This window comes from Amycolatopsis sp. 195334CR, assembly GCF_017309385.1.
Classification (GTDB): domain Bacteria; phylum Actinomycetota; class Actinomycetes; order Mycobacteriales; family Pseudonocardiaceae; genus Amycolatopsis.
Genome location: NZ_JAFJMJ010000001.1, coordinates 2815385 through 2832646, shown reverse-complemented (window position 1 = coordinate 2832646; position 17262 = coordinate 2815385). Strand labels below are relative to the sequence as shown.

The 17262-nt window shown below is 71.0% G+C and carries 20 protein-coding genes; 12 read left to right on the top strand and 8 right to left on the bottom strand.

The window, feature by feature from the left end:
* Positions 1–11: 11 nt before the first annotated feature.
* Complete coding sequence (locus tag JYK18_RS13840) at positions 12–1559, bottom strand: carboxylesterase/lipase family protein (RefSeq protein ID WP_242579099.1); 1548 nt, start codon at positions 1557–1559, stop codon at positions 12–14.
* Between the two features lie 96 nt (positions 1560–1655).
* Positions 1656–2312: a hypothetical protein gene (locus tag JYK18_RS46660; RefSeq protein ID WP_242579098.1), complete on the bottom strand. Its 657-nt coding sequence runs from the start codon at positions 2310–2312 to the stop codon at positions 1656–1658.
* A gap of 277 nt (positions 2313–2589) precedes the next feature.
* On the opposite strand from JYK18_RS46660, the gene JYK18_RS13830 reads away from it, so the two are divergent.
* Together JYK18_RS13830 and JYK18_RS13825 are read left to right on the top strand one after the other, a co-directional pair.
* Positions 2590–3366, top strand: coding sequence for a hypothetical protein (locus JYK18_RS13830; RefSeq protein WP_242579097.1), 777 nt, complete (start codon positions 2590–2592; stop codon positions 3364–3366).
* Positions 3363–5018 (top strand): serine/threonine-protein kinase, encoded by a 1656-nt coding sequence (locus JYK18_RS13825; RefSeq protein ID WP_206802460.1) that lies wholly within the window; start codon positions 3363–3365, stop codon positions 5016–5018. Before JYK18_RS13830 ends, JYK18_RS13825 begins: the two co-directional genes overlap by 4 nt.
* Here the strand turns inward: JYK18_RS13825 and JYK18_RS13820 are convergent.
* Positions 4990–5526, bottom strand: a complete 537-nt coding sequence (locus JYK18_RS13820) for an ATP-binding protein (RefSeq protein ID WP_242579096.1) — start codon at positions 5524–5526, stop codon at positions 4990–4992. The two genes, JYK18_RS13825 and JYK18_RS13820, sit on opposite strands and share 29 nt — an antisense overlap.
* A 101-nt stretch (positions 5527–5627) precedes the next feature.
* Between JYK18_RS13820 and JYK18_RS13815 the strand changes: the two genes are divergently transcribed.
* Positions 5628–6209 (top strand): alpha/beta fold hydrolase, encoded by a 582-nt coding sequence (locus tag JYK18_RS13815; protein WP_206802459.1) that lies wholly within the window; start codon positions 5628–5630, stop codon positions 6207–6209.
* Here the strand turns inward: JYK18_RS13815 and JYK18_RS46655 are convergent.
* Positions 6189–6608, bottom strand: coding sequence for a MarR family winged helix-turn-helix transcriptional regulator (locus JYK18_RS46655; RefSeq protein WP_206802458.1), 420 nt, complete (start codon positions 6606–6608; stop codon positions 6189–6191). The genes JYK18_RS13815 and JYK18_RS46655 overlap by 21 nt on opposite strands.
* A 98-nt stretch (positions 6609–6706) precedes the next feature.
* Here JYK18_RS46655 and JYK18_RS13805 point away from each other — a divergent pair, with 98 nt between their 5' ends.
* Both JYK18_RS13805 and lysA read left to right on the top strand, forming a co-directional pair.
* Positions 6707–7453: an SDR family oxidoreductase gene (locus tag JYK18_RS13805; RefSeq protein ID WP_206802457.1), complete on the top strand. Its 747-nt coding sequence runs from the start codon at positions 6707–6709 to the stop codon at positions 7451–7453.
* Between the two features lie 121 nt (positions 7454–7574).
* A complete protein-coding gene (lysA, locus tag JYK18_RS13800) occupies positions 7575–8897 on the top strand; it encodes a diaminopimelate decarboxylase (protein WP_206802456.1) in 1323 nt (440 codons plus the stop codon).
* Here lysA and JYK18_RS13795 read toward each other — a convergent pair.
* Entirely contained in the window at positions 8894–9808 is a 915-nt protein-coding gene (locus JYK18_RS13795) for an EamA family transporter (protein WP_307795901.1), read from the bottom strand. The two genes, lysA and JYK18_RS13795, sit on opposite strands and share 4 nt — an antisense overlap.
* 116 nt (positions 9809–9924) lie before the next feature.
* Here JYK18_RS13795 and JYK18_RS13790 point away from each other — a divergent pair, with 116 nt between their 5' ends.
* From JYK18_RS13790 to JYK18_RS13765, 6 genes are all read left to right on the top strand, one after another.
* The gene (locus JYK18_RS13790; RefSeq protein WP_206802455.1) at positions 9925–10479 is read left to right on the top strand and encodes a superoxide dismutase family protein; all 555 of its coding nucleotides are present in this window, start codon (positions 9925–9927) and stop codon (positions 10477–10479) included.
* Between the two features lie 310 nt (positions 10480–10789).
* Positions 10790–11161 carry a hypothetical protein gene (locus JYK18_RS13785; RefSeq protein ID WP_206802454.1) on the top strand — a complete coding sequence of 124 codons (372 nt, stop codon included), beginning with the start codon at positions 10790–10792 and terminating at the stop codon, positions 11159–11161.
* 41 nt (positions 11162–11202) lie between these two features.
* Complete coding sequence (gene dusB / locus JYK18_RS13780) at positions 11203–12348, top strand: tRNA dihydrouridine synthase DusB (protein WP_206802453.1); 1146 nt, start codon at positions 11203–11205, stop codon at positions 12346–12348.
* A gap of 36 nt (positions 12349–12384) precedes the next feature.
* Positions 12385–13062 (top strand): Crp/Fnr family transcriptional regulator, encoded by a 678-nt coding sequence (locus JYK18_RS13775; protein ID WP_206802452.1) that lies wholly within the window; start codon positions 12385–12387, stop codon positions 13060–13062.
* Between the two features lie 9 nt (positions 13063–13071).
* Complete coding sequence (locus tag JYK18_RS13770) at positions 13072–13296, top strand: hypothetical protein (protein ID WP_206802451.1); 225 nt, start codon at positions 13072–13074, stop codon at positions 13294–13296.
* Positions 13293–13709 (top strand): hypothetical protein, encoded by a 417-nt coding sequence (locus JYK18_RS13765; RefSeq protein ID WP_206802450.1) that lies wholly within the window; start codon positions 13293–13295, stop codon positions 13707–13709. The genes JYK18_RS13770 and JYK18_RS13765 overlap by 4 nt, the downstream gene beginning before the upstream one ends.
* 3 nt (positions 13710–13712) lie before the next feature.
* On the opposite strand, the gene JYK18_RS13760 is transcribed toward JYK18_RS13765, so the two are convergent.
* Together JYK18_RS13760 and JYK18_RS13755 are read right to left on the bottom strand one after the other, a co-directional pair.
* A complete protein-coding gene (locus tag JYK18_RS13760; RefSeq protein ID WP_206802449.1) occupies positions 13713–14726 on the bottom strand; it encodes an NAD(P)-dependent oxidoreductase in 1014 nt (337 codons plus the stop codon).
* A gap of 3 nt (positions 14727–14729) precedes the next feature.
* A complete protein-coding gene (locus JYK18_RS13755) occupies positions 14730–15707 on the bottom strand; it encodes a ScbA/BarX family gamma-butyrolactone biosynthesis protein (protein WP_206802448.1) in 978 nt (325 codons plus the stop codon).
* A 222-nt stretch (positions 15708–15929) separates the two neighbouring features.
* On the opposite strand from JYK18_RS13755, the gene JYK18_RS13750 reads away from it, so the two are divergent.
* The gene (locus JYK18_RS13750; protein WP_206802447.1) at positions 15930–16583 is read left to right on the top strand and encodes a ScbR family autoregulator-binding transcription factor; all 654 of its coding nucleotides are present in this window, start codon (positions 15930–15932) and stop codon (positions 16581–16583) included.
* Here the strand turns inward: JYK18_RS13750 and JYK18_RS13745 are convergent.
* Positions 16570–17226 (bottom strand): ScbR family autoregulator-binding transcription factor, encoded by a 657-nt coding sequence (locus tag JYK18_RS13745; protein WP_206802446.1) that lies wholly within the window; start codon positions 17224–17226, stop codon positions 16570–16572. The two genes, JYK18_RS13750 and JYK18_RS13745, sit on opposite strands and share 14 nt — an antisense overlap.
* Positions 17227–17262 lie beyond the last annotated feature (36 nt).

The following is a 17262-nucleotide window of genomic DNA, read 5'->3' as shown; positions in this document are numbered from 1 at the left end:
GCTTATATAAGTCAAGTCTGCCAGAACCCGCAGTGGTGCTCGGCGGCCAGGTCGACCGGGCGGATGCCACCCTGCCCGCTCGGCGCCAGCGAGAGCGCCCGCCCTGGCGTCCACTGTGGACGACCAGCACCGTTCGGGTCACCGCTGCGGGCGAACGCGGTCCAATAGTCGACCATCTGGTCGGCCAGCCGCTGCTGATCGGGCCGCAGCGGGAACTCGTACCCGCCGAGCGCGAACAGGTACGGCAGCTCCATCGTGTGCGCGGCCCCCAGCGGGATCGGCCCCGGCGTCAGCTCGGCCAGCGGCGAGTGCCGGTCGGCGAACTCGTAGGCGTACACCGGCACCTCGCGCGCCAGCTTCCGGCTGGTCGAAAGCTGCGTGCACGACCAGATCCGGTCGGTGGTCACCGCCGCCCACGCGTGCGCCGGGCTTTCGTATGCCGACAGCGGGTACTCCGCCGCGATCCGCGCCGCCTGCTCCGGCCCGGCCATGGCGACCAGCAGTTCCCGGTACTTCGCCGCGTCGATCTTCCCGCCGTCGAAGGCGATCAGGTAGCTCCGCGCCTCGTCGTGGTTGTTGCCGGAGATGACCGGCACGCGGTGGAACCGCCCGTCACGCAACGCCTGGCCCGGGTCCGTCGGCAGCACCGGCGTGCCCGTCGCGGAACTGGTGAACCGCGTGAACTGGCCCATCAGCTCGGCCGCCGGCCGCGCCCGCAGGCAGTCGACCGAGGCGCAGCCGAGTTCGGCGGCCATCGCGTCGCCGTCGGCCTGGATCGTCTCCTCCGGCACCCAGTACGAGCCCGCCTTCTGGCTCGGGTACTGGCTCGCGTCCGCCCAGTTGAAGTCGCACGAGCCGCTCTGCATGATCGCACGGTGGAACAGCCCCGCCGACAACGGCGAGGTCAGCTGCGCGCAGGTGCTCATCCCGCCCGCCGACTCCCCGGCCATCGTCACGTTGCCGGGATCACCGCCGAACGCGCGGATGTTGCGCTGCACCCAGCGCAGCGCGGCCTGCTGGTCCTGCAGGCCGAAGGTGCCGGAGCCGGGCAGGCCGTGCTGGCCGTAGAAGCCGAAGATGCCGAGGCGGTAGTTGATCGTCACCACCACCGCGTCCCCGCGCTCGGCCATGCGCTGGGCGCCGTAGTTGCTGCCCGCGCCCATGAAGAAGCCGCCGCCGGGCGTCCAGACCACCACCGGCTTGTGCTTCGCGCCGCCGGTCGGCGTGGTCACGTTGAGGTACAGGCAGTCCTCGTTCGTGCTGCCGCCGGGTGCCTCGGGATTCTTGTCCTGCGGGCAGACGCTGCCCGGCGCGGTGGCGTCGCGGACGCCGGTCCACGGCCGGACCGGCTGCGGAGCGCGCCACCGCAGCCCGCCGACCGGCGGGGCCGCGTACGGCACCCCCTGGAACGTGCGCACCTGCTCGGTCACCGTGCCGCGCACCGCGCCCGCGTCCGTGCGGACCACCGCCGGATCCCCCGCCGCGACCGCTGGTGTGATCAGACTGGACACTGTGGACAGTGCCAGCAGGCCGGCGAACACGGCCGTCAACCTTCTCATCGGGTCCCTCCCTCGTTGCTGAGGAACCCAGCCTCGCCGCCGCGGCGGCCCGGCGAATCACCTGAGCAGTCAGCCGGGTGTCCCCCGATCGGTTGATCAGCGCACCCGCACCAGGGTGATCCCGGCCAGCACGAAGAACACCAGCACCACCAGCGCGGCACTGCCGCCGCCGGTCGAACTGGTCAGCACCTGCTCGACCGCGCCGGCCAGCCGGATGCCGCAGTCGGCCAGCACCCAGTGCTTCCCCGGCTCGATCCGGGTGAACTCGACGGTGGTGCCGAAGGCGCCCCCGGCGTCGGCGACCGCGCGGCCCACCTGCTCGCCCTCCGAGGTCAGCTCCACCCTCGCGCCCGGATCGCAGCCGATGCCCGAGGCCACCAGCGGGTCACCGGGGTTGACCGTGGCGCGGTCGAGCTGGAGCACCCCGTCGGCGGGTGGCGGTGGTTCCTCGGGCACCGACTCGGGCGTCTCGATCTCCACCGGCGGCGTGGTGGTTGTCGTCGTGGTGGTCGTGGTCGGCGGAGTCGTTGTGGTCACCGGCGGCTTGGTGGTCACCACGGGCGGTTTGGTGGTCACCACCGGCGGCTTCGTCGTGGTCACCGGCGGTTTGGTGGTGGTCGGCCCGACCACGGTGAACACCGCGGAGGCGCTCAGCTCCTGCGACGCGCACACGCCCTGCACGGTGTGCGCGCCCGGCGCGGCCCCGGCGGGCACGGTCGCGCCGACCGAGCCGCTCGACGGCGGGGCGACCACCGAAGCCAGTCCCGCACCGTCCCAACTGAAAGCGATTGTTCGACATTTTCCAAATCCAGACCAGCCTATGGTGAATTGACTACCTGCCATTCCGCTGGACGGTTTCAAACTCACCGACGGCGCCTGCGCGGCCGCCGTGCCGGTCAGCGAAAACCCCGCAACGAGGCCAAAAAGTGCTGCTGTGGCAAAGATCTTCCGCATGCCGCGTTCCTTGTGTGTTGTAGCATTTTCGCACTGTCGGCAAATCTGAGGCTGGGACCACCGGATGAGACGCATCATGACCGCCGCGGTTGTCTCCGCCGCGGTTTTTTCACTCATCGGAACAATTCCCGCGAGCGCGCAGGACGAGCCGCTGGCCGTGGCGGTGACCGTCGACGGCCAGGACATCGCGGACCGCACGGTCACCATCGACCCGGCGAAACCGGTGGAACTCGGGCTCACCGCGATCAACCGCGGCACCCAGCCGGTGCGGGTGCGCAGCGTGCGGGTCTCCGGCGTGGCGCTGGCGCTGACCTTCTTCTCCTACGACACCACGGTTCCGTTCGAGGTACCGGCGGGCGCCCGCGTCACCAGGACGCTCGTGCTCGACCTCGCCGAACTGGACGGGCAGGCGATGGGCCTGCTGCCCGGTTCGGTCGAACTGCTCGACGCCGACCGCGAACTGGCCGCGAGCGCCGCGCTGGTCACCGACATCCGCGGCTCGTTCTGGTCGGTGTACGGCCTCTTCGGCCTCGCCGTGCTGTCGCTGACCGTGCTCGCGTGGGCGACCGCGTTGCTCGCACTGGCCAGGCACCGGCTCCCGCGCAGCCGCGCCCGCCGGGCCCTGCGCTTCCTGCCCGCCGGATTCGGCACCGGCCTGACCGCGGTGGTGACGCTGTCGGTGTTGCGGGTGATGCCGCCGGAACCCGCGCTCGAAGTGCCGGTGGTGCTGGGCGCGGCGGCGATCGCGCTGCTGCTCGGATACCTCACCCCGCACACCCAGCCCGCCGACGACGCCACCATCCCGATCACCACCAGGCCGATCGACCCGACGACGGAGGGCTACCCCGGATGACCGCCCCGGCCGCACTGAGCGCGGCGCTGCCGCAGTACCGGATCGGCGAGGAGATCGGGTCCGGTGGCATGGGCGTGGTCTACGCCGGGGTCCACCGCTCGCTGGGACGGCAGGTGGCGATCAAGCAGCTGCCCGCCGAGATCGCCGGAAAACCGGGCCTGAACGACCGGTTCGACCACGAGGCCCGCGTGCTGGCGAGCCTGGACCACCCGCACATCGTGCCGGTCTACGACTACGTGCGCGCCGGGCGCGGCAGCCTGCTGGTGATGGAGAAACTGGACGGCGGCACGGTCTACCACCGCTTCGCGGCGGGCCGGGTCACCGGCGAACAGGCGTGCGCGATCCTGCTGGCCACGCTCGCCGGGCTGCACGCCGCGCACACCGCCGGCGTGCTGCACCTCGACGTCAAGCCGAAGAACCTGCTGTTCAGCGCGGGCGGGGTGCTGAAGGTGGCGGACTTCGGCATCGCGCAGGTGATCAGCGAGGGCGCCACCCTGGTCACGCACGGCGGCGAGGTGCAGGGCACCCCGGCCTACATCGCGCCGGAGCAGGCGATGGGCAACGCGCTGAGCCCGGCGGCGGACGTCTACTCGGCCGGGACCGTGCTCTACGAACTGCTCAGCGGCGAGATCCCGTTCGACAACACGCGGGGTGCGCTGAGCATGATGCGGCAGCACATGTTCACCGATCCGAAGCCGATCCGGGGAGTGCCGGAGCCGCTGGCGTCGGTGGTCATGCGCAGCATCGCGCGGGAGCTCCCCGGGCGGTATCGCGAGGCGGAAACGTTTGCGGCCGACCTCGCGTCGGCGGCGACGGCGGTCTACGGGCCGGGCTGGCTGGAGCGGTCCGGGGTGCCCGTGCTGCACCTGACGCCCCGGGTCCTCGCGGCGCTGGCGACCCCGCACCTGGTGCCGAAGACACCGACGCTGACCACGCCCCGGCCGATCTCACCCAGCCCGAAGTGGCCGGTTTTCGGTGCGGTAGCGGCGTTGCTGGCCCTCCTCGCACTCGCGTTCTTCTCCCCGAGCCGGTTGCCGCACGTGGCACACGAGGCGACCGTCGTCGCCGGTGCACCACTGCCCGGCCCGGCCACGGTGAACCTGAGCCGGCCGATCACCATCGAGGTCGGCAACGCCGGGGACGGTCCGGTCGACGTCCGGCTCGACCTGGCCGCGGCCAACGTACCGCTCGGCTCGGCTTCCGCACCCGCGCAGACCACGGATGAGGGACGCCTGGTCACCGAGGTGGAGCAGCCGGGCCTGTCGCGGTGGATCGTCGGCGGGGCGGTGACCGGTGAGCTGCGGTTGTCCCGGCCGGGGGAACCGGTCGAGGTGCAGCGCTTCACCCTGCGCACCGAGCAGCACCCGCTGGCCAGCGCGATGGGGGCGGGCAGCCTGCTGCTCGCGTTGTTCGCCGCCGCCTACCTCGAATCCGGCCTGCGCACCCTGCGCCAGGGACGGCGCTGGCGGGCGGCGAAGGTGGCCGGTCCGGTGCTGGGCGCGGTGTTCGGCGTGACGGCGTGGCTGTTCGCCTCGGTGCTGCTGGAGCACGAACCGTCGCCGTTGTTCGCGCTGGGCGCGGCGGCGGCCGGTGCGGTCGCGGCCGCGTGCGTGGTGCTCGGGGTCAGGCCTCGGTCCGGGTCAGCCCGGTGAGGATGCGGCCGAGGAAGTCGGCGTCCGCGCCGATCGGTTCCCCGGTCATCAGCGGTTCCGGCACGGAGGAGCGGTGCACGTTGCGGCGGGGCAGCGACACCGCGCCCGCGGTGATGCCGATCGGCAGCGGCAGCTCGCACCAGATGCGCTTGCCGCCGTTGCGCAGCGGCTCGACGCCGGCGTGGTCACCGTCCAGCTCGGGCGCGGTCTCCGGCGGTTGCCCGTCCTCGACCTCGATGACCAGGCAGTCGCCGCGCACCTGGAGCCGCACCAGCACGAAGCCGGGGGTGCTCGGGGCGGCGCTCTCGACCGACGCGGTGACCAACTGGGCGACGAGTTCCTCGGCCCGGTCGATCAACGGGTCCAGGGACCATTCCCCGAGCGTGAACCTGACGAACATCGCCGAACAGCTGACCGCACTCGGCAGCGCGACCAGTCGGATGTCGTCGATTTGGGCGGCTTGTGTGCTCACCGTGCTCCCTTCGTCCCCGACCACGGTGACCGGCATAATGCCAGCTCACCCACTCGGTGTCACCCGTCGGGGTTAGATCCTGGTGGTATCTGCGGCCGCTTTCGCGCCTCCTCTAAGCGATACGAGGGGGACGTTCGATGGGACTGGAAGAACTGACCACCACGGTCCGTGGTCGCCGGGTCCGCTACACCACGGGTGGCTTCGGCACGCCGGTGGTGTTTCTGCACGACGAGGGCACCGCGTTCCGGCAGGCGCTCGAGATGATGACTACGCGCCGTATCCGGGTGTTCGCCCCGGAGCAACCGGGCAGCGATCCCGAATGGGTGACCGAATTTTTACATTCGGCAGGTCTCCGTGAACCGGTCACCTTGGTCGGGCACGGGCTCTGCGGGGCGGTCGCCGTCCGGACCGCGCACGCCACCCTGCACACCGTGCAGCGGCTGGTGCTGCTCGATTCGACCGGCGCGTCGGCACTGCGCCCGGCGCTCGAGGCCCTGTCGCGGCGCGAGCTGCCGGTCTCGCTGCTGTGGAGCGCGGACCGGACCTGGTCGTGGTCGGCGATGAACGCGCTTAACCTGGCGCTCGGCCAGCCGGGCCACCTGCTGATCTCGGCCGGGCAGAACTGGTCGGCCTGCCTCGCCCAGGTCATCGGTGATCTGGTCCGCCCTAGGCTGAACCTCGGCTTCCGGCCGGTCGCGCTAACCCTCTGCCGCAGCTAGCGCGCGGCGCAGCAGGAGCAGGAGCATCCCCTGGTCGGCGTCGCTCAGCTTGGCCAGCGGGGAGGCCTCGGTCAGCGCGTAGAGCATGGCGGTGCGCACGCGCACGCCCTCCGGGGTGAGCTGCAGCGCCTTCGACCGGCGGTCGCGGTGGCCGGGCACGCGCTCGGCGAGGCCGCGTTCGGTCAGCCGGTCGGCCAGGAAGGTGACGCTGGAGCGGTCGCAGCGCAGCCGTTCGGCGAGGACCTTCATCGCGGGCGGCGACTGGTCCGGGTCGATCGCGTAGAGCGCCTGCGAGAGCGGGGCGGTCAGGGACAACTCGGCGAGCGTGCGCTCCATCCGCGAGCTGGTGTGGTCGGCGACCGCGAGCAGGACCGCGGTCAGCTCGTCGAAGGTGCTCACGGGCGCACACTAGTTGAAGACGCCCTTAGTTTGCAAAACAAACTACTGGCCGAATCCGGGATGCGGGACCGGCCCGATCCGCCCTATCGTCCGGCCCCATGATCGATACCGGCCTCGCCGACCGCGTGGTGCTGGTGACCGGGGCCGCCAGCGGCATCGGCGCGGCGATCGCCCGCGCCTTCACCGCCGAAGGCGCCCGCGTCGCCGTCCACTACCTGGGTCATCAGGAAGAACCACCCGAAGGTGTGCAGTGGTCGCACACGGTGAGTCCGGTCGAGGGTGAAGCGTTCGAAGCCGACCTTGCCGACGACGAAGCGCCGGTGCGCCTGCTCGACCGGATCGAGGCCCAGCTCGGCCCGGTCGAGGTGCTGGTCAACAACGCCGCGCACTGCGAAACGCCGGACACCATCGAGACCATCAACGGCGGCAGCCTGAGCAGGCACTACTGGGTCAACGCGATCGCGCCCGCGCTGCTCACCGCGGAAGTCGCCCGCCGCCACCGCGGCGGCACCCCGCCGTGCGTGGTCAACATCTCCACCGACGCCGCCCGCGCCTTCCCCGGTCAGCTCGGGTACGGCACGTCGAAGGCCGCGCTGGAGGCGTTCACCCGGGCCGCCGCGCTCGACCTCGCGGGCGCCGGGATCCGGGTCAACGCGGTCGCGCCCGGCCCGGTGCAGACCGGCTGGATGGACGCCGACCTGCTCGACGAGGTGCGCCGGATCGTGCCGCTCGGCCGCGAGGGGCTGCCGGAGGACATCGCCGACGCGGTGGTCTTCCTCGCCTCGCACCAGGCCAGGTGGATCACCGGCCAGGTGGTGCAGGTGGCGGGCGGGCACGCGCTCTGACGGCGTCAACGCGGCGTCAACAACGCTCGCCGGAGTGTCAGCGGGCCGTAGGCGAGCGGTCCACTCCGGACTGAACGGGGTTGTGCTTGGCGGGTAGCACTCCCGACCCCCGGAGGTAGTCGTGACACTCGCCGAGCTGCTGCCCAGCCTGGGCTGTGCCGTCGCGGACCGGCTGGACGCCGCCGAATGGCCGCCCGGCACCCGGATCGGGCGCGACGGTGAACTCGTGTTCGCCGGCGCGCCGGTCACCCAGCTCGCCGCGCGCTTCGGCACGCCCGCGTACCTGCTCGACGAGGCACACGTGCGCCGCCAGGCGCGGGCGTACCGGGAAGCCTTGCCGGAGGCGGAAATCGCCTTCGCGGGCAAGGCGCTGTGCACCAAGTCCGTGCTCCGCTGGGTCGCCGAAGAGGGCCTTTCGCTGGACACCTGCTCGGGTGGTGAGATCGCCGTGGCGCGTGCGGCCGGCTTCCCCGCGTCGCGGATTCTCTTGCACGGCAACGTGAAGACGCCGGAGGACCTGAAGACCGCGCTCGAGTACGGCGTCGGCCGGATCGTGCTCGACTCGCTCGACGAGATCGAGCAAATCGGCGCGCTGGCGCACGGCAGGCAGAAGGTGCTGATCCGCGTGGTGCCCGGTGTCGACGGTGGCACGCACGCCGCGATCACCACCGGCACCGAGGGGCAGAAGTTCGGCTTTTCGCTGCTGCCGAGGGTCACCGACAACCTCGACCGCGCGGTCGCCGCCGTGCTCGCGCAGCCGTCGCTGCGGTTGACCGGGCTGCACTGCCACCTCGGTTCGCAAGTGTCCAGAGTGGACGCCTACGAGCAGGCGGCGCGGCGGATGGTCGAGGCGCTGGTGCACGTCCGCGCGACCTACGGGCTGGAGCTGACCCACCTGGACCTCGGCGGCGGGCACGCGGTCGACTTCGACCTCGCCGGGTACGCCCGGCGGTTGCGCGTGGCGCTGGCGTACGAGTGCTCGGTGCACGAGTTCCCGATGCCGCGGCTGACCGTCGAACCGGGCCGGGCGATCGTCGCGCGCGCGGGGATCACGGTGTACCGGGTGTGCGCGGTGAAGCGCGGGAGCCGCACGTTCGTCGCGGTCGACGGTGGCATGAGCGACAACCCGCGCCCCGCGCTGTATGGCGCGCGCTACACCGCGCGGCTGGCGAACCGGTACTCGCGCGCGGAACGGCAGCCGATGATGGTGGTCGGGCGGCACTGCGAGTCCGGCGACGTCCTCGCGCACGACGTGCCGTTGCCCGCGGACGTGCACCCGGGCGACTTGATCGCGGTGCCGGGCACGGGGGCGTACCACCACTCGCTGGCGTCGAACTACAACCAGGTCGGACGGCCCCCGCTGGTCAGCGTGCGTGACGGCGTCGCATCCCTGTTGATCCGCCGCGAAACCGAAGAGGACCTGCTGGCGCGCGACCTCGGTTAGACCGATTCGAGCACCATCGGCTTCGCGCGCACCTTCTCGTGCCAGCCGAGCGTGGTCACCGACGCGACCACGACGAGCAGGCCGATCCACTGCGTGGCGGTCAGCGTCGTGTTCAGGAAGGCGACGCCGATGATCGCGGCCGTCGCCGGGAACGCGAGTTCCGCCAGCGTCGCGCGCGAAGCCGGGGTGGTCCGCAGGCCCGCGTAGTAGAGGCTGAGCGCGAGCAGGCCCGGGATGAACGCGAGCAGCAGCAGGCCGGGCGCATTCGCCCAACCAGGTACGAAGGAAACGCCCTGCACGGCCACGATCGCCGCGGAAACCGGGAGGCCGACGGTGAACCGCAGCACGGTGACGTCCCTGGCGGGCAGGCTGTTCGAGACCAGCCTGCCGAGCACGGTGCCCGCCGCCCACAGCACCGCCGCGCCGATCGCGAGCAGGGCCGCGCGCAGGGCGTTGAGTTCGATGTCGAGCGGGTTCTTGAACGCCAGCAGCCAGGCACCGAGCAACGCGGGCGCCGCGAAGAGCGCGTAACCGGGGCGGATGCGCTCGCGCAGCACGAAGAAGGCGGCGAGCACGACGAACACCGGCTGGAGCTTCTGCAGGACGAGTGGCGTGACCGGGTCGCCGGTGCGGAAAGCCGCGGTGAACAGGGCCGTTGCCAGTGCCGACGAGCCGCCGCCGATGATCAGCACCGCGATCCACTCGCGCGGGCCGCAGCCGCGCAGCGCCCGCAGCGCGCGGGGGACGAGCGGGGAGAGCACGAGCACGACGATCAGGTGTTCCCAGAACACCACGGTGGCCGGGGGCAGGGCGTTGGCCAGTGGGAGGCGCAGCAGGCCGTCGGTGCCCCAGAGCGCGGCGGCGATGGCCACCAGCCAGGTCCGGTCAGCCGGAGTTCGTTCCGCAGTCACGTCGCCGATAGTACGACGGTTATCGAATAGATGGGGCTGTCAAGGCCTCCCGTGGGATTCACCTCATCAGGGGCGTGCGGTGGCGCGATCGCCTGGTGGAGCGATAGGCAATGTCCATGCGACGTCTGGTCCCCACCTTGCTTGCGCTGTGTTGTTCGGCCGCGTTGGCCGGCCCGGCCGAGGCTGCCTCGTCCTCGGACTTCGGCTTGGTCACCGCCCGCGGCGAGTTCGGATCGACGGCGTTCACGTACCAGCCTTCGCTGGTCCCGGTCGGCGCGCGGGCGAGCGTGTACTCGCTCTCCGCGCCCTCGTACGGCACAGGCGTGACGCTGGTGGTGCACGGTCTCGTGCCCGGCCGGGACTACGGGGCCCACGCGCACACGAAGCCGTGCGGCCCGGACGGCGCGGCGGCGGGCCCGCACTACCAGAAGCGCGTGGACCCGGTCTCGCCCTCGGTGGACCCGGCTTACGCGAACCCGTCGAACGAGATCTGGCTGGACCTGACCACCGACCGCTTCGGCACCGGCTTCAGCACCACGCGGGTCCCATGGCAGTTCTCGGGCGACCGGCGCGCCGCCTCGGTGGTCCTGCACGAAACCCACACGCACACGCACCCGGGACACGCCGGCACGGCGGGCGCGAGGCTCGCCTGCCTGACCGTCCCCTTCTGACCCCCTGGCGAGGCGCGGGTGTCATGAACGGTCTGCCGTCCTCAGCCGGCGGCAGACCGTTCATGGCCGCGAAGCCGCACGAATCGCCCCGAAAGTGGCGCCACCGCTCGTTCGAGCGGAAGCGGGCAGCTGTCGCCGCCGCGCGGACAACCCAGAAGTGCGTGCCTCTGCGCAACAGAGGTGGACATGAGATCTACGGGTGTCCGTGCGGCTATCACCGGACCGCGGTGCCGAACCACCGCACGATCACCGCGGGTGTCGCACAGAGCATCGGCAAGCAGATGGCTTGTCTTCCGGAGGGGTGGTTGCAATGAAGACGTACCGGGCGACAGCTCACCGCGAGGAGAAGTGGTGGGTGGTCGAGGTGGAAGGCGTCGGGGCGACCCAGGGTCGCTCGACCGCCGAGGCTCAGCGCATGGCCGCGGATCTCGTGGAAATGATGGAGGAACTCGCGCCGGACGAGTTCACGATCTCGGTCGAATTCGACATCCCCGGCCCGCTGGGAGAGGACATCCGGCGCGCGAGGGAAGCCACTCGCGAAGCCGACCTCGCCCAGCGCAAAGCGGCCGAGCGGACCCGCGAGGTGGTGCACCGCCTGCTGAACAGCGGGCTGTCCAAGCAGGACATCGCCAAGGTGCTGCACGTCTCGCCCCAGCGGGTCAGCCAACTGGTCAAACCCTGAATCGCCTGCCCTTGTCGATGTGATCGACACCACAGGCGACAATGAAGGGTGTGACCGCCACCCTGAGCAAGCCCGCGCTGAAGATCGGCCCCTACGAGGTCGATCCCCCGGTGGTGCTCGCGCCGATGGCCGGCATCACCAACGTCGCCTTCCGCAGGCTCTGCCAGGAGTACGGCGCCGGCATCTACGTCTGCGAGATGATCACCGCCCGCGCCATCGTCGAGCGGCACCCCGGCACGATGCACATGATGACCTTCGGCGAGCACGAGAAGCCCCGGTCCATGCAGCTCTACGGGGTCGACCCGAAGACCATGCGCGAGGCCGTCAAGATCATCGTCGGCGAGGGGCTCGCCGACCACGTCGACAGCAACTTCGGCTGCCCGGTCGCCAAGGTGACGCGCAAGGGCGGCGGCGCCGCCCTCCCGTTCAAGCGGAAGCTCTTCGCCAGCATCGTGCGCGAGTCGGCGAAGGCCGCAGCCGAGGCGGGCGTGCCGTTCACGGTGAAGTTCCGCGTCGGCATCGACGACGACCACCACACCTTCCTCGACGCCGGGCGCATCGCCGAGGCCGAGGGCGCCGCCGCGGTCAGCCTCCACGCGCGCACCGCCGCGCAGCGCTACTCCGGCCAGGCCGACTGGACCAAGATCGCCGCGCTCAAGGAGGCCGTCACCTCCATCCCGGTGCTCGGCAACGGTGACATCTTCTCCGCCGCCGACGCCCTGCGCATGGTCGACGAGACCGGCTGCGACGGCGTCGTCGTCGGCCGCGGGTGCCTCGGCAGGCCGTGGCTGTTCGGCGAACTGGAGGCCGCGTTCCAACAGCGGCCGCTCCCCACCCCGCCCAAGCTCGGCGAGGTCGCGAAGGTCCTGCGCCGCCACGCCGAACTGCTCGTCGAGCACGACGGCGCCGACAAGGCCCTGCGCGACCTGCGCAAGCACATGGCCTGGTACCTGATGGGCTTCCCGGTCGGCTCCGAACTCCGCCGCGGCTTCGCCATGGTGTCGAGCATGGACCAGCTCGACGACCTCATCGCCCGCCTCGACCACGACGCGCCCTTCCCCGCCGACGCCGAGGGCCCGCGCGGGCGCCAGGGCTCACCCGGCAAGGTCACCCTGCCGCACGGCTGGCTCGACGACCCCGACGACAACTGTGTCCCCGAAGCCGAGGACATGCACTCCGGCGGCTAGTTGACCGCAGCTGGGTGTAATTTTACACTCAGAGGTATGGCTGAGGCCCTGTACGAGAACAGCAGTGTCCTCCTCACCGAGGACGAGCTCGCCACCTTGGAAACCCTGGGGCAGACCCTGCACCGCGAGGCGGGCCACGTCTTCATCAGCGAGGGCGAGGAGACCGACTTCGCGCTGCTGATCCGCAAGGGCCACGTCAAGATCGTGGTCGGCCAGCCGCCGAGGATCGTCGCCATCCGCCACGCGGGCGAGATGGTCGGCGAGATGGCCGCGATCCGCCGGATGCCGCGGTCGGCGAGCGTGGTCGCCCTCGACGAGGTCGAGGTGCTCCACCTGCCCGCCGGTGCGTGGCTGAACTTCCTCTACGAGCACCCGCGCGCCATGCACGCCCAGCTGGCCAGCCAGCTCGAGCGGGTCGAACAGGCCACGCGCAAGATCGCCGAATCGGAGCTGGCCATCGAACAGCGCCTGGCGAAGTCGCTCATCGAACTGGCCGACAGCGGGATCGGCACGCCGTCCCCGACCGGGGTCGGGCTCCGGTTCAGCCAGCAGGACCTGGCCAACCTCACCGGCGCCTCCCTGGACTCGGTGAAGAAGATCGTCCGGAACTTCAAGACCGCCGGGCTGCTCGGGACCGGCAGGCAGACCCTGCTGCTGCGGGATCCGGTGAAGCTGCGCGAAATCGCCGACGGCCACCGCACGGCCGCGAGCTGAGGACGCGCCATGCCGGTCCAGTTGTTCACCAGCCAGAACTGGATCATCGCCGCGCTCGCGATCGTCGCGCTGGCGGCGATGTCGATCGCCCGCCACTGGCTGACCCACCGGACGAAGGTGCTGAGCGAGCGGCTGCGCAACGACCGGCTGTTCCGGGCCATCGACGGCGCCAGCCCGGAGGAACGGCCGAAGATCATCCAGGCGTTCGGCCGGCTCGAGCGGCCGGGCGAATGACCGCGGCGGCACGGGCGGTCGCCCGGCACCCGCTGATCCGGCGGCTGAAAGCACTGGGGTTCGACCCCGCCGACTTCGTCGTCTTCGGCAGCGGACCGCTGCTCGCGTACGGGATTCGCCGGAACATCCAGGATCTCGATGTGGTCGCCCGTGGGGCCGCGTGGACGCGGGCCGTCGAGTCGGGCACGCCCGCACTCGGCGCCATCACCGGTGACCCCTGCGTGCAGTTCTGGAACGGGCGCATCCAGTTCTTCCGGTCGTGGCTCACCCCCGACTGGGACGTCGACCGGTTGATCGACGAAGGGGAGACCGTCGCGGGCGTGCGCTTCGCCGCGCTGAGCGAAGTGCTTGCCTACAAACGATTGCTGGCGCGTCCCAAGGACCTGGCCGACCTGGACGCGATGGCGAGCTGACGCTCACGTCTCCGAGTAGCCGATGTCCACCGGATCCGTGGCGTCCGCCGAAATGTGCTCCCGGTACCACTCGGCGGAGCGCGCGAACTTCTCGCCGAAGTCGCCGCCCGGGGTCAGGTCGGCACGTCGCCAGAGCCGGTCGCTTTCGTACCAGTGGTCCTCCGCCAGCAACGCGAACTGGTGGTCGGTCAACCCGGGCAGCACCCTCCTCGTGCGCTCCCGGTGCGCCTCGAACCCCAGGTTCCGCGACGGCGGGCGCACGCCCAGCTCGCGGCACACCGTTCCGATCACCTCCCGCATCCGCACCGGCCGGGGATCGTTCGCGTGGAACACCGCCCCCCGGCTCTTCCCCCACGACAACCCCATCAACCGCACCACCAGCGCGGCCAGGTCGTTCACCTCGATCACGCTGGTGCGGGCGGCACCGCGCTCGATCCACGCAGGCACCGCCCTGACCAACCGGCACAACGCGGGCACGAACCACGTGTCACCCGGCCCGTACACCAGGTGCGGCCGGAGCACGGTGCCGCCGAACCGCCGCACCTCCCGCTCCGCCTGCGCGCGGCTCAGACTGGTCGCCGACACCGGTTCCGGCGCCAGCAGCGACTCGCTGATCCCGCGGTGCGGCCCGTGCCCGTAGACCGCCGTCGTGCTCATGTACAGGAACCGCTGGGTTCCGGCCTGCTCGGCTTCCCCCAGCAGGAATTTCGTGCCGTCCCGGTTGACCCGGCGGCACAGCTCCGCGTCACCACCGATCTGCGCGGCGATGTGGATGATCGTCGAGACCCCGTTCGCGATCCCGCGCAGCTCCCCGGGTTCGGACAGGTCACCCTTGATCACCTCGACCCCGGACTCGACCAGCCAGTCCGGCGGAGAACGGGTGAGCACCACCAGCGGTGGACCCCAGTCGAACCAGCCCACCCGGTGCAGTTCCCGGAACACGGCGGTGCCGATGAATCCGGTCGCCCCGGTCAGCAGGACCGGTCTTCCCCCAGTTCCCCCAGCGGCTCTTCCCATGCCTCAGCCGTGCACCAGCAGGTCGACGGTGCCGAACGCGGCGGTGCGGCCGGCCTGGCCGAACACCACCTCCACCGAGCGCACGCCCGACCGGACCGCGGTCACCTCGGTGGCGTTGACCTGCACCGGCGCGTCCAGCTCGATGTAGTGCTCGAAGTGGAAGTCGCAGCCGACCGGCAGCGCGTCCGGCTGCCCGGCGACCAGCTTCGCCGCCTGGCGGGCGGCTTCCATGGTGACCATGCCCGGCACGTGGTCCACCGGGTGGTCGAACATCACCGGGTGGGCCTGGTCCACCCGCAGCACCCACTCGCGGTCGCGCTCGCCGGGGGCCAGCGCGACGTCGCGGGCGCGGTCGCGGCCGACGGTCAGCGGCGCGACGCCCACCGGCGGCTCGACCTCGACCACCGCGTCGGCGCGCTCCCCGCGCAACCGCCGGTAGGCCGAAGTGGACACCGCACTCCACACCGCGCCGCCGGAGCCGATGAGCTCGCCGTCGCGGTAGCAGCCGATCTCCAGGCGCCCGCCCGCCACGCGCTTGCCGCGCCGCTTGAGGTCGTGGCAGGTGACCGCCAGCACGATGTCGGCGGGGCGCGCGCCCAGCCGCAGTCCGTCCGAACCGAGCGAGAAGGTCTGCCGGTGGACGATGAACTTCCAGTCCAGCGCGACGCCGAACTCGGCGTGGGCGATGAGCAGCCCCGCCTGCCGGATCGTCTCCGCCATCAGCATCGGATCGTGGTAGTCCGGTCTCAGCAGGCTGAAGAAGCTGTGGCCGCGGGGCCACTGCGCACCCACCTGGAACTCGGTGTCACCCAGCGTGCACAGGTCGGTCAGGAACACCTCGGAGACGGCCGCGCGGTGCACCAGCGCCCGCGGGATCGTCTGGTCGAAGAGGACGTCGGACCGCTGCGAGACCACGGCGTTACCGAACTCCGGCGCGGCCGTGACCACAGCCCCAGCCGGCCGGGTCATCATCGCTGTCATCAGCACTCCTTGTGTGGAAGCTCACGGTATGACCGTTTTGAACATACTGACTGCCCGGTTTTTTTTACAACCCCTTCGGATGATAAATTCTCGGTTAACCGCTTACAGGCCGTAGGATCTCGGCCGCTGAGTCGTCCGAACAGACCAGGGAACCGGTACCTGAGTCCTCCGAACAGCCGAAGGAATGGCGACTGGATCCCCCGAGAACCCAGGGAGTAGTACGTGCCCAAGCAGGAACGGGCCGAGCTCACGCGAACGGCCATCCTGGATGCGGCGGCGACGGTGTTCGACGAGCGAGGTTTCCAGGGCGGCACGCTGACCGACATCATCGCGGGCGCGGGCGTCACCAAGGGAGCGCTGTACTTCCACTTCTCCTCGAAGGAGGAGATCGCCAAGGCGATCATCTCGGAGCAGTTCACCATCTGGACCCCGCCGGAGGACCCGGACCTGGTCACCCTGCAGACCGCGATCGACCTGTCCCACGGCATGGCGATCAGCCTGCGGAACAACCCGCGCGTGCGGGCGGGCATCCGGCTGGTGATCGAGCAGGGCACCTTCTCCACGCCCACCCCGGACGCCTACCGGAACTGGATCGGGCTGGTGCAGACCTGCCTGGAAAGCGCCGCGCGCCAAGGGGATCTGCGCCCGGAACTGGATCCGGTGGACATCGCCACCTTCGTCATCGCCTCGTTCACCGGGGTGCAGATCAGCTCCGAGGTGCTCACCCAGCGCGAGGACATCACCGAGCGGGTGACCATGATGTGGCGGATCACGCTGCCCGGCATCGTGCCGGCGCGGCGGCTGCACAAGTTCCGCCCCGAGGGCAGTGAGCTGGGGGAGGTCGCCGAACCGGCGAACGGGGTCAGCCGAAGCTGACCGGGGGCCGGGCCGCGGCGGCCGAGCTGCCGGTGCGCTCCAGCCGGCTGGTGCGCGCGGGCACCGCGATGCCGGGCAGCAGCACCTCCCAGACCTTGGTCACCGCCAGCGTGCGCGGCCGGGGCAGGGTGCCCGCCCACCACAGCACCTCGAGGCCGGCGCTGGCGGCGACCACCTGGGTCAGCACCGCGTCCTGGGCCACGCCCGGCTTGAGCTCGCCCGCCGCGTCCGCGCGCGCGAGCGCGTCGCTGATCGCCTTGAGGAAGGCCTGGTAGAAGTCGCTGAACGGGGCGCCGCGGTCGGCGCACTCGCGGGCGGTGCGCATGCAGGCGCGGACCACCGGGCTGGCGTCCAGCCAGGCGGCGAGCGTGTGGGTCAGGTCGATCACGGTCTGCAGCGGGGAGTTCTCGTTGGACGCGAGCTTGGCCGCGTGGGACTCCAGCATCACGCAGCCGAGTTCCTGCACCGCGCCGACGAGCTCGTCCTTCGACGCGAAGTGGAAGTAGACCGCCCCCTTGGTCACCCCGGCCGCCTGGCTGATCTCGGACATGCTGGCGGTCGGGAAGCCGTCACGGTCGAAGAGCCTGGCGGCACACCTCACTATCTCGTTCCTGGTCTGCTCCGACCGGTGCTGCTTGGCCACAGGGGGCTCCTCGACTGCTGGGACGAACGATGTGAC